The sequence below is a fragment of the Pseudomonas sp. WJP1 genome, from assembly GCF_028471945.1.
Taxonomy (GTDB): Bacteria; Pseudomonadota; Gammaproteobacteria; order Pseudomonadales; family Pseudomonadaceae; genus Aquipseudomonas.
This window is the reverse complement of record NZ_CP110128.1, coordinates 67,013-78,598: the sequence shown is the minus strand read 5'-3', so window position 1 is coordinate 78,598 and position 11,586 is coordinate 67,013. Positions and strand designations below refer to the sequence as shown.

Annotated in this window: 13 protein-coding genes and 1 pseudogene; 8 read left to right on the top strand and 6 right to left on the bottom strand. The window is 58.5% G+C overall.

Annotated features, from left to right (window positions below; all coding sequences use genetic code 11):
- Positions 1–40: 40 nt before the first annotated feature.
- The 3 genes from ctaD to OH720_RS00360 all read left to right on the top strand — a co-directional run bounded on the left by ctaD (position 41) and on the right by OH720_RS00360 (position 3,230).
- Positions 41–1,639 carry a cytochrome c oxidase subunit I gene (ctaD, locus tag OH720_RS00370; protein ID WP_008064745.1) on the top strand — a complete coding sequence of 533 codons (1,599 nt, stop codon included), beginning with the start codon at positions 41–43 and terminating at the stop codon, positions 1,637–1,639.
- A gap of 126 nt (positions 1,640–1,765) precedes the next feature.
- Positions 1,766–2,317 (top strand): cytochrome c oxidase assembly protein, encoded by a 552-nt coding sequence (locus OH720_RS00365; protein WP_272604135.1) that lies wholly within the window; start codon positions 1,766–1,768, stop codon positions 2,315–2,317.
- 25 nt (positions 2,318–2,342) lie between these two features.
- Positions 2,343–3,230: a cytochrome c oxidase subunit 3 gene (locus tag OH720_RS00360; protein ID WP_272604134.1), complete on the top strand. Its 888-nt coding sequence runs from the start codon at positions 2,343–2,345 to the stop codon at positions 3,228–3,230.
- Positions 3,231–3,254: 24 nt separating this feature from the next.
- On the opposite strand, the gene OH720_RS00355 is transcribed toward OH720_RS00360, so the two are convergent.
- Positions 3,255–3,458 carry a twin transmembrane helix small protein gene (locus OH720_RS00355; RefSeq protein ID WP_008064738.1) on the bottom strand — a complete coding sequence of 68 codons (204 nt, stop codon included), beginning with the start codon at positions 3,456–3,458 and terminating at the stop codon, positions 3,255–3,257.
- A 71-nt stretch (positions 3,459–3,529) separates the two neighbouring features.
- Here OH720_RS00355 and OH720_RS00350 point away from each other — a divergent pair, with 71 nt between their 5' ends.
- Genes OH720_RS00350 through OH720_RS00330 form a run of 5 tightly spaced genes read left to right on the top strand, consistent with a single transcriptional unit; the run spans position 3,530 to position 7,432 of the window.
- Positions 3,530–4,270, top strand: coding sequence for an SURF1 family protein (locus OH720_RS00350; RefSeq protein ID WP_180202009.1), 741 nt, complete (start codon positions 3,530–3,532; stop codon positions 4,268–4,270).
- Positions 4,236–4,829 (top strand): hypothetical protein, encoded by a 594-nt coding sequence (locus OH720_RS00345; protein ID WP_272604133.1) that lies wholly within the window; start codon positions 4,236–4,238, stop codon positions 4,827–4,829. The genes OH720_RS00350 and OH720_RS00345 overlap by 35 nt, the downstream gene beginning before the upstream one ends.
- Before the next feature lie 10 nt (positions 4,830–4,839).
- Entirely contained in the window at positions 4,840–5,913 is a 1,074-nt protein-coding gene (locus OH720_RS00340; protein ID WP_008064734.1) for a COX15/CtaA family protein, read from the top strand.
- Complete coding sequence (gene cyoE / locus OH720_RS00335; protein ID WP_008064733.1) at positions 5,901–6,800, top strand: heme o synthase; 900 nt, start codon at positions 5,901–5,903, stop codon at positions 6,798–6,800. The genes OH720_RS00340 and cyoE overlap by 13 nt, the downstream gene beginning before the upstream one ends.
- Entirely contained in the window at positions 6,797–7,432 is a 636-nt protein-coding gene (locus OH720_RS00330; protein ID WP_272604132.1) for an SCO family protein, read from the top strand. The genes cyoE and OH720_RS00330 overlap by 4 nt, the downstream gene beginning before the upstream one ends.
- Positions 7,433–7,537: 105 nt before the next feature.
- Here OH720_RS00330 and OH720_RS00325 read toward each other — a convergent pair whose 3' ends face one another.
- The 5 genes and pseudogenes from OH720_RS00325 to OH720_RS00305 all read right to left on the bottom strand — a co-directional run bounded on the left by OH720_RS00325 (position 7,538) and on the right by OH720_RS00305 (position 11,548).
- Positions 7,538–8,551: an RHS repeat-associated core domain-containing protein gene (locus OH720_RS00325; RefSeq protein WP_272604131.1), complete on the bottom strand. Its 1,014-nt coding sequence runs from the start codon at positions 8,549–8,551 to the stop codon at positions 7,538–7,540.
- Positions 8,552–8,731: 180 nt separating this feature from the next.
- Positions 8,732–8,890, bottom strand: a pseudogene (locus tag OH720_RS00320) (integrase core domain-containing protein); the annotation flags it as partial.
- A 125-nt stretch (positions 8,891–9,015) separates the two neighbouring features.
- Positions 9,016–9,789: a MetQ/NlpA family ABC transporter substrate-binding protein gene (locus OH720_RS00315; protein WP_272604130.1), complete on the bottom strand. Its 774-nt coding sequence runs from the start codon at positions 9,787–9,789 to the stop codon at positions 9,016–9,018.
- A 77-nt stretch (positions 9,790–9,866) separates the two neighbouring features.
- Positions 9,867–10,541, bottom strand: a complete 675-nt coding sequence (locus OH720_RS00310; protein WP_008002212.1) for a methionine ABC transporter permease — start codon at positions 10,539–10,541, stop codon at positions 9,867–9,869.
- Entirely contained in the window at positions 10,541–11,548 is a 1,008-nt protein-coding gene (locus OH720_RS00305) for a methionine ABC transporter ATP-binding protein (protein ID WP_272604129.1), read from the bottom strand. The genes OH720_RS00310 and OH720_RS00305 overlap by 1 nt, the downstream gene beginning before the upstream one ends.
- Between the last annotated feature and the right edge of the window lie 38 nt (positions 11,549–11,586).

Here is an 11,586-nt window from a genome sequence, read left to right as displayed (position 1 = left end):
CCCCGACCTGCCCAGCCCATCTGCTTGCAGGAGACAGGACATGACTGTTGTAGTCGATGACCATGTTCAGACCGGCACCGCCCACGAGCACGCCCACGGCCCCGCCAAAGGCCTGATGCGCTGGGTGCTGACTACCAACCACAAGGATATCGGTACGCTGTACCTGTGGTTTGCGTTTTCCATGTTCCTGCTCGGCGGCTCGTTCGCGATGGTGATTCGCGCCGAACTGTTCCAGCCAGGGCTGCAGATCGTCCAGCCGGAATTCTTCAACCAGATGACCACCATGCACGGCCTGGTGATGGTCTTCGGTGCGGTGATGCCGGCCTTTGTCGGCCTCGCCAACTGGATGGTCCCGCTGATGATCGGCGCACCCGACATGGCGCTGCCGCGGATGAACAACTTCAGCTTCTGGCTGTTGCCAGCGGCGTTCATCCTGCTGGTTTCGACCCTGTTCACCCCCGGCGGTGGCCCCAACTTCGGCTGGACGTTCTACGCGCCGCTGTCGACGACCTATGCACCGGAAAGCGTGACGTTCTTCATCTTCGCCATCCACTTGATGGGGATCAGTTCGATCATGGGTGCGATCAACGTGATCGCCACCATTCTCAACCTGCGCGCCCCCGGCATGACGCTGATGAAAATGCCGCTGTTCGTCTGGACCTGGCTGATCACCGCGTTCCTGCTGATCGCGGTGATGCCGGTACTGGCCGGTTGCGTGACGATGATGCTGATGGACATCCACTTCGGCACCAGCTTCTTCAGTGCCGCCGGTGGCGGTGACCCGGTGCTGTTCCAGCATGTGTTCTGGTTCTTCGGCCACCCCGAGGTGTACATCATGATCCTGCCGGCCTTCGGTGCCGTCAGCTCGATCATTCCGGCCTTCTCGCGCAAACCCCTGTTCGGCTACACCTCGATGGTCTACGCCACGGCATCTATTGCCTTCCTGTCGTTCATCGTCTGGGCGCACCACATGTTCGTGGTCGGCATTCCGCTGGTGGGCGAGCTGTTCTTCATGTACGCCACGTTGCTGATCGCGGTGCCCACCGGGGTCAAGGTGTTCAACTGGGCCAGTACCATGTGGCAGGGTTCGCTGACCTTCGAGACGCCGATGCTGTTCGCGGTGGCGTTCGTGATCCTGTTCTCCATCGGCGGCTTCTCCGGGCTGATGCTGGCCATCGCCCCGGCGGACTTCCAGTACCAGGACACCTACTTCGTGGTCGCACACTTCCACTACGTGCTGGTACCGGGGGCGATCTTCGGGATCTTCGCCTCGGCTTATTACTGGATGCCGAAGTGGACCGGCCACATGTACGACGAAACCCTCGGCAAGCTGCACTTCTGGCTGTCGTTCATCGGCATGAACATGGCCTTCTTCCCGATGCACTTCGTCGGCCTTGCTGGCATGCCGCGGCGGATTCCGGACTACAACCTGCAATTTGCCGACTTCAACATGGTGTCCTCGATCGGTGCGTTCATGTTCGGTGCAACGCAGATCTTCTTCCTGTTCATCGTTATCAAGACCATTCGCGGCGGCCCGCCAGCACCGGCCAAACCGTGGGATGGGGCTGAAGGCCTGGAATGGAGCATTCCGTCACCGGCGCCGTATCACACCTTCACCACGCCGCCGGAAGTGAAATGAACATTCGACCCTTTGTGGGAGCGGGCTTGCTCGCGAAGAACGATAACGCGGTGCTCCTGTCAGACCGCGGCGCCTGCTTCGCGGGCAAGCCCGCTCCCACAGGGTTTGGTGTTGAGGGTTCGAATCATGGCTGACTCGATTTCGATGAAGAAACTGGTCACCCGCCTGTTACTGGTGGTGGTAGCGATGTTTATCTTCGGCTTTGCCCTGGTGCCGATCTACGACGTGATGTGCAAGGCATTCGGTATCAATGGCAAGACTGCCGGGCAGTACGAGGGCGAACAAACGGTCGATACCTCGCGGCAGGTTCGCGTGCAGTTCCTGTCGACCAATTCCGCCGACATGTCCTGGGACTTCTATCCCAAGCACGACGAATTGACGGCCAACCCCGGGGCGGTGAACGAGATGATCTTCATCGCGCACAACCCTACCGATCGCCCGATGAGCGCCCAGGCGGTGCCAAGCATCGCGCCCAGCGCCGCGGCGGCGTACTTCCACAAGACCGAATGCTTCTGCTTTACCCAACAAGTGCTGCAGCCCGGTCAACGGATCGAGATGCCGGTACGTTTCATCGTTGACCGCGACATGCCCAAGGATGTGAAGCACCTGACGCTGTCCTACACGCTGTTCGATATCACCGCCCGACATCCACCGGTCGCAGTAAATACTGGCGGTTGAGCGTGCCCGATAAGGAGAACAATAAATGGCAACTCATGAACATTATTACGTTCCGGCCCAGAGCAAATGGCCGATCATCGCTACGGTCGGGATGTTCGTCACGGTGTTCGGCCTGGCCACCTGGTTCAACGATCTGAAAGCGGCGCGGCCGGAATCCCACGGCCCGTTGATCTTTTTCGTCGGCGGCCTGTTGCTGGCCTACATGCTCTTTGGCTGGTTCGGTACGGTGATCAAGGAAAGTCGCGGCGGCCTGTACAGCGCGCAGATGGATCGCTCGTTCCGCTGGGGCATGAGCTGGTTCATTTTCTCGGAGGTGATGTTCTTCATCGCCTTTTTCGGCGCACTGTTTTATGTGCGCCACGTCTCCGGCCCGGCACTCGGCGGTGAAGGCACCAAAGGCCTCGCCCACATGCTGTGGCCAGCCTTCGAGTGGACCTGGCCACTGCTGAACAACCCCGATTCCAAGCTGTTCCCACCACCGAAGGAGGTCATCAGCCCCTGGGGATTGCCGCTGCTCAATACCGTGATACTGGTGAGCTCCAGCGTCACCGTGACCATCGCCCACCATGCCTTGAAAAAGGGCCATCGCGGCGCGCTAAAAATCTGGCTGGCGCTCACGGTGCTGCTGGGCGTTGCGTTCCTCGGCTTTCAGGCCGAAGAGTACATGCATGCCTATAACGAACTGGGCCTGACCCTGGGTTCGGGCATCTACGGTGCCACGTTCTTCATGCTTACCGGGTTCCACGGCGCCCACGTGACCATCGGCACCATCATCCTGTTCGTGATGCTGATGCGGGTCATGCGCGGGCACTTCGACAGCGAACATCAGTTCGGTTTCGAGGCGGCGAGTTGGTACTGGCACTTCGTGGATGTGGTGTGGATCGGGCTGTTCGTTTTTGTCTATGTGCTGTAGGAGCGAGCATGCTCGCTCCTACCGTTACCAAGGCGCGTGAGAGACAAGCTGGCCGCTGAAAAAACCCCAGGCGATCAAGCCGACGGTGATAGCGGCCAGTGCCACACGAACACTCAAGGCAATGACGAGGCGGTTCGAGCTGCTGTCGTCCTTGACCAGAAAAAACAGGCCGCTGAACAGGCTGACAACCGTGGCAATCAGCATCAGGACGATGGCTGCTTTGAGCATGGTGAGACTCCGGGGGGACAAGCGATGCATCTGAGTATAGCTATCGCGATGACCGACTTTCTGGCGACGCCATGAAGCGCTTTCGGCCGGGCATCATTCCGACATTGGTGGTAGCGCTGTTGCTGCCCCTGCTGGTGTCGCTCGGGTTCTGGCAATTAAGCCGGGGCGCGGAGAAAAGCGCGCTGCTGCAAAGCTACACCGAACGCCGGGCCGCAGAACCGATGGCCAGCACCGAGCTGCAACACACCGCAGACCCGGCCTTCAGACGGATTCACCTGCACGGCCAGTTCGACGCCGCGCACAGCCTGTTGCTGGATAACCGCCAGCGCGGCGGCAAGGTCGGGGTCGAATTGCTGCAACCGTTTCAGGATCAGGCCACCGGGCTGTGGCTGCTGGTCAACCGCGGCTGGCTGCCATGGCCCGACCGCCGGACGCCACCGCAATTCACCACACCGACCGATGCCTTGAGTCTCGATGCATGGGTCTACGTTTCGCCCGGTGCGACCTTCCAGCTTCACGCCGACCCAAGCACCAGCACCTGGCCAAAATTGCTGACGGCCATTGACCCCAACGCACTCTGGACAGCCCTGGGCCGTGAAGGCTTTGCCTACGAATTACGCGCAGAAGCCGGACCTGCGACTTACCAGGCTGATTGGCCAGTGGTTGCCACGGGCCCGGAAAAACATATCGCTTATGCCGTGCAGTGGTTCGCCATGTCGATCGCCCTGTTCGGTCTTTATCTCTACCTCGGCTGGCACAACGCAAAGGAGAAACACCATGGGAGCGGCCATGAATCCACCCAGCATGTCTGAGGCAAAAGCGCCGGTGAACCGACGCAAGGGACGGTTGCAGTTACTGCTGATTGTGCTGGGGGTGGTCGGTCCGATGATCCTGGCCACCGGCATGTACAAACTGAATTTCTGGGTGCCGGAAGGTCGCAGTTATCACGGCGAACTGATTGGCAACGGACAAAGCCGCGCCGAACTTGGCGTACAGGCACAGGAAGACCGCTGGCAGTTGCTGGTGACGGCACCGAAAGAGTGTTCGGTGGACTGCCAGCAACTGGTTTATCTGGCGCGACAAATCCAGATCGGCCTGGGTCGCGATGCCGGTCGCGCCAGTCACGCACTGGCGGTCACGCAGCCGCTGAGCAGTGATTACGAGACTAAACTTCAACGCGAGTACCCGCAGTTGCAGCGCTATCCACTGGACTTGCCGACCTACACCAAAGGCGCTCAGAGCAATGACTCTCCACACCTGTGGATCATCGACCCCCACGGCAATCTGGTGTTGCGCTACGACCCGTCAGTCAAAGGCAAGGATCTGCTCAATGACCTGCGGCATCTGTTGAAACTGTCGAACATCGGATAAGGGCATCGTCATGGCCAAGCCTGGATTTCGCCTCGCACTGTTTGCCACCCTGCTGGCACTGATTGTGGTGTTGCTCGGTGCTTATACCCGCCTGACCCACGCAGGCTTGGGCTGTCCAGACTGGCCTGGCTGCTACGGCTTTATCAGCGTGCCCAAAAGCGAAGCGCAACTGGCCCATGCCGAATTGCATTTCCCGGACACGCCGGTAGAAGCCCATAAAGGTTGGAACGAGATGATCCACCGCTACTTCGCCGGCACGCTGGGGCTGCTGATCTCGGTGCTGGCCGGTCGGGCCTGGGTCCATCGCCGGCATCCTGGGCAACCGGTGAAGCTGCCGTTGTTCCTGCTGGCAGTGGTGTTCGCCCAAGCGGCGTTCGGCATGTGGACGGTGACGCTCAAGCTCTGGCCGCAAGTGGTCACCGGGCACCTGCTTGGCGGCTTTGCGACCTTGAGCCTGCTGTTTCTGCTGACCTTGCGCCTGTCCGGCGTGTTGCCCGCACTCACGGTGCCGCGACGCCTGCAGTACTGGGCGACCGCGGGGCTGTTGCTGGTCATCGGACAAATCGCCCTGGGTGGCTGGGTCAGCTCCAACTACGCCGCCGTGGCCTGCATCGACTTTCCGACTTGCCATGGTCAATGGCTGCCACCGGCCGATTTCGCCAACGGCTTTCACCTGACCCAGCACATCGGCCCGAACTACCTCGGCGGGCAACTGGACAGCGATGCCCGCACCGCCATTCACCTGACCCACCGAATCGGCGCGTTGTTGGTGACCCTGGTGCTGCTCGGCCTCGCCTGGCAACTGAAAGTCGTCGGCATGACGCGACTCGCCGGGTTGGTGCTGATCGCCCTCGCGGCGCAAATCACCCTGGGCATCAGCAACGTGCTGTTGCACCTGCCGTTGCCGATTGCCGTCGCCCACAACGCCGGGGGTGCAGCGCTGTTGCTGACGATGGTGCTGGTCAATTACCACGCCCGGACCAGCCTGGTTCGGGTCAAGCAGCCGACACGCTGGCGTTTCAGCCCGCGTAAACACTCAGCCGGGCCCATAACAATAAAAGGAGAGATGCCGTGGCGATTCTGATCGGCGAACGTCCCAGCCAGGCGATCTGGCGTGACTATCTGGAGCTGACCAAACCAAAAGTGGTGGTGCTGATGCTCATCACTTCGCTGGTGGGGATGTTCCTCGCGACGCGCGCCGGAGTGCCGTGGACCGTGCTGGTGTTTGGTAACCTGGGCATTGCCTTGTGTGCGGGCGGTGCGGCAGCGGTCAACCATGTGGTGGACCGGCGGATCGATGCGGTCATGGCACGTACCCACAAGCGTCCGCTGGCCGAAGGCCGGGTGTCTCCTGCCGCTGCACTGACCTTTGCCCTGGTGCTGGCGCTGCTCGGCCAGGCCTTGTTGCTGGCCTTCACCAATCCGCTGACGGCGTGGCTGACCCTCGCCTCCTTGCTCGGCTACGCAGTGGTCTACACCGGATTCCTCAAGCGTGCGACGCCGCAAAATATCGTCATCGGAGGCTTGGCCGGTGCCGCTCCGCCGCTGCTCGGCTGGACCGCCGCCACCGGCCACGTCAGCGCCGAACCACTGCTGCTGGTACTGATCATCTTCGCCTGGACCCCGCCGCACTTCTGGGCGCTGGCGATTCATCGCAAGGAGGAATATGCCAAGGCCGACATCCCGATGCTGCCGGTGACCCACGGCGAGCACTACACCAAAATCCACATCCTGCTTTATACCTGCGCGCTGCTGGCCGTCAGCCTGATGCCCTACGTGATCCACATGAGCGGCTTGCTCTACCTGGTCTGCGCCATCGGTCTTGGCGCCAGATTCCTGCAATGGGCCGTGGTGCTGTACCGTGGCACTCGGCCGCACGCGGCGATCAACACCTTCAAGTACTCTATTTACTACTTGTTCCTGCTGTTCATCGCCCTGCTCGTTGACCACTACTTATTGTTGAACCTATGACCCGAACCCAGAAAACCGTCTTCATCCTTGTCGCCCTGATCGCGCTGGTCCTGGGCCTGACCATCAACAAAGTGCTCTCCGGCAAAGGCCAGGGCGATCCGACGGCACTGATCGACGCTGGCATCATTCTCCTGCCGCAAAGCCGCAATCTGCCGGATGTGAAGATGACCGATCAGGATGGCAAGCCGGTGGCGATCAACGAGCTCAAAGGCAAGTGGAGCCTGCTGTTCTTCGGCTACACCTTCTGCCCGGACATCTGCCCGACCACCCTTGCCCAGCTGCGTCAGATCAAGAGCGAATTACCGCCCGAGGCTGTGGACAAGTTGCAGATCGTGCTGGTCAGTGTCGATCCGCACCGCGATACGCCCAAGCAGCTCAAGCAGTACCTGGGCTACTTCGATCCGCAGTTTGTCGGCCTGACGGCAACGTCGGTAGAAGAACTGCAGAAAGTTGCCAATGCCGTGAGTATTCCGTTCATTCCGGCCGATACCAGCAAGCCAAACTACACGGTCGACCACAGCGGTAACCTCGCGGTGATAGGCCCGGACGGCACCCAGCGCGGGTTCATTCGGGCGCCGTTGAATAACGTAAAGCTGGTGGCGCAGTTGCCGGTGATGCTCAAACACGATTAATGACGCACAGTTTGTAGGAAGCCGGCTTGCTGCGAGCAGCGTTCCGACGATGGCGGCCTTGAAATCGCCATCGCCGGCAAGTCGACGTAAACGAGGCAGCAACATTCAAAGGTCATCTTTTTTGTTCCAGCTAATCAACTTGACCTCCTTCGCTATGCCATTGTCTTCAATATAGTCCCTAACCATATAAATCGATTCAAAATCCGGCTTGTAGTGACCAGACTTGTTACTTATTGCGATACCCCCTCCCTCGTCCACATACAAATATCCAGCAGCCAGAACTTTCGAACTACGCTCATTCGCGACCAAACTACCATGATGAACATAATGTATTCCGTGCCAATCTTGATTGTATTTAGGGATTTTTCCTAAAATTAACTCCCTATTTTTAGTGAATACAAATTTCGCTTTATCACCTGCGCTCAAATAATCAATACCTTTGGCATCTTGCACACGGCGTATCACTTCCTCCGGCGCCAAGTGCCGAGTACTTTCGAAATTTTCATGATAAAGTTTTACCAATGGTTTGGGGTGCACAATTTTATATGTTTTGGGCTTTGATTGTAACCCGAACAGTTTCCGAAGAAAATTATGTCCGTTTTCATCAAATCGATTAACTGGGTCCCCAGAACAATAAGCGTACGAGTTCAGCCCACCTTTTCCGAATGGGCTTGCACTATCCGAACTATTAAAACGCATCAACATCGGATTGAACGCCCTATAGCCATTACCCAAGAAATAATATCCAGTAATGGGGTCAGCCCGTTCGCCGTTGAACCCTAACAGGCTGAGCATTGCAACTTCATCTGAACGATGGCCGTAAGGCGAATAGACAATTGGAACGGATGGACCGCCGTTAACTGCCTGCAACACCGACCGCATTTGATCTGTCAAAATTAATGATGTCTGGTCGGCGCCGACCGTTTTGTTTTTTTGCGCGAGCAGAAAGTCGTTCTGTTGAAATATCGACCGCTTAACTACGCCCTGAATTTCAGTTATCAAATGTTTTCTGCAATAAAAACGTCGGAGTTCCTCATCGTTCGCAGTCTTCGTTCCGACCAATCGATCCAACGCATCGTAGTGATATCTGCATATAACATCTCGAGTATTACTGATCATGAGCGACCCCTATGAGGATATCTGTTGGGATGGCTCAGCTTCGGCAATACTCACCGCACTGTCTACTAGCAGAACTGATAGTAAAACTGACAAAACCTTGTAGGAGCCCGGCTTGCCGGCGATGCCGTCTTTGAAATCGCCATCACCGGCAAACCGGATTCCTTCAAGGTCCGTGTTTTTAGGCCACTCGTTGTTATAGATTTGCACCGACTCATTCACCATCTGGATGGCTTCTGAAAAATCTTTGGGGCGATGCAGCAATAACACGGTTTTCACAATCCCATTCACACATTCGGCCAAAGCATTTTGATAGCAGTCGTAGCCATTGGTCATTGAGCAGGTGTCCCGTATTCATAACTCCATCCTGAGAATGGGTCAGAAGGTGTAAACCTTATTCAGGACGAGTCCATGGGCACAAAAAAGGGGACGCACTTGGCGTCCCCTTTTTCGTTGCTTTCAGCCAATCAGAACGCCGGCACGACCGCGCCTTTGTACTTCTCGAGAATGAAGGCCTTCACTTCCGGGCTGTGCAAGGCAGCCACCAGTTTCTTCATTGCTTCGCTGTCCTTGTCGTCCGGACGAGCGACCAGGATGTTCACGTAAGGCGAGTCGCTGCCTTCGATGACCAGTGCGTCCTTGGCCGGATCGAGCTTGGCTTCCAGCGCGTAGTTGGTGTTGATCAGCGCCAGGTCGACCTGGGTCAGCACGCGCGGGATGGTCGCGGCTTCCAGTTCACGGAACTTCAGGTTCTTCGGGTTCTCGGTGATGTCCTTGACCGTCGACAGGATGTTGTTCGAATCCTGCAGCTTGATCACACCGGCCTTGGCCAGCAGCAACAATGCACGACCGCCGTTGGTGGCGTCGTTCGGGATCACCACGGTGGCGGTGCTTGGCAGCTCTTCCAGGGTTTTGTACTTGCTGGAGTAAGCGCCCAGAGGCTCCAGGTGCACACCGGCAACCGAGACCAGGTTAGAGCCCTTGGCCTTGTTGAATTCATCCAGGTACGGCTGGTGCTGGAAGAAGTTGGCATCCAGGCGTTTTTCCGCAACCTGCACGTTCGGCTGGATGTAGTCGGTGAAGACCTTGACCTTCAGGTCGACGCCTTCTTTGGCCAGGGCCGGCTTCACGAACTCGAGGATTTCCGCGTGCGGCACCGGAGTAGCGGCGACAGTCAGGGTGTCGGCGGCGTGGGCGGAAAAGGCTGCAACGGCAGCGAACGCAACGAGTAGTTTTTTCATTCAGCTAACTCCATTTGAGGCGCCCGTCTGGCGCCTGCCAGCGAATGGCCGGCTCATTTGTCATTTACGAGAACTTTTTATTTCCGAGAAAAATGCACAACCAGCTTGTCGCCGACGGTTTGCAGGACCTGCACCAGCACCAGCAGCAACACCACCGTGACCACCATCACGTCGGTCTGGAAACGCTGGTAACCGAACCGGATCGCCAGGTCACCCAGGCCACCGGCACCGACTACACCGGCCATTGCCGTGTAGGACACCAGTGTAATCGCCGTCACCGTAATCGCCGCGAAAATGCCCGGGCGGGCTTCGGGCAGCAAGGCATTGGTGATGATCTGCCGCGTCGTCGCGCCCATGGCCTGGGTCGCTTCGATGATCCCGCGATCCACCTCGCGCAGGGCGGTTTCCACCAGTCGCGCGAAGAACGGCGTGGCACCCACCACCAGCGGCGGGATTGCACCGGCGACGCCCAGGGACGTGCCAGTGATCAACACGGTGAACGGAATCATCACGATCAACAGAATGATGAACGGCAGCGAACGCAGGATGTTCACCACCAGGGACAACATCGCGTAGACGCCTTTGGCTTCCAGCAACTGACGCGGGCTGCAGAGGAACAGCAGCACGCCAAGCGGCAGGCCCAGCAATACGGTGAACAGCAGTGAACCACCAAGCATCAGCAAGGTATCGCCAGTGGCCAACCAGATTTCGAACCAGTCGATGTTGGCGAAGAAACTTGTCAGGGCTTCCATTAGCGCAGCACCTCCATGTGGACGTCCGCTGCGGTGAAGCGTGCGAAAGCCGCTTCCATGTCACCGCCGGTCACCGCCAGGGTCAGTTGCCCGTAAGGGATGTCCTTGATGCGGTCGATACGACCGGCCAGGATGCTGTAGTCCACACCGGTTTCCCGCGCGACGGTACCCAACAGGGGTGCGTAGGTCGCTTCGCCCTGGAAGGTCAGACGCACGATGCGGCCTGGCACGTGAGCGAAGTCGTCACGCTGTTCGCTTTCGTCGATCTGCTCGTCTTCTTGCACGAAGCGCTTGGTGGTCGGGTGCTTCGGATGCAGGAACACCTCTGCCACCGAACCTTGCTCGACGATCACGCCAGCGTCCATGACGCCTACCTGGTCGCAGACCCGGCGGATCACGTCCATTTCATGGGTGATCAGCACGATGGTCAGCTTCAGCTCGCGATTGATCTCGGCCAGCAACTGCAGGACCGACGCCGTGGTCTGCGGGTCCAGTGCACTGGTGGCTTCGTCGCACAGCAGAATTTTCGGCTTGGTCGCCAGGGCGCGGGCAATGCCGACACGCTGTTTCTGGCCACCGGACAACTGCGCCGGATACTTGTTGGCGTGATCGGACAAACCGACCCGGGCCAACAACTCGGCCACGCGCTGATCGATGTCGCGGCGGGACAATTCACCGGCCAGGGTCAGCGGCAACGCAACGTTGTCAGCAACGGTCTTGGACGCCAGCAGGTTGAAGTGCTGGAAAATCATTCCGACCTGCTGACGGAAACGGCGCAGTCCGTTGGCGTCGAGCGCGGTGACTTCTTCGCCGTCCACGATGATCTTGCCGCCGCTGGAGTTTTCCAGGCGATTGATCAGACGCAGCAGGGTACTTTTTCCCGCACCGGAATGGCCGATCAGACCAAAGACCTGACCATTTTCAATCGTCAGACTGGTCGGATGCAGGGCGGGAATATCCTTACCGGCGACGCGGTAGGTTTTATGGACGTTTTGAAACTCGATCACGTAGCGAACCTTGTGGGGCGCGTTGGAAAAGGGTCAGC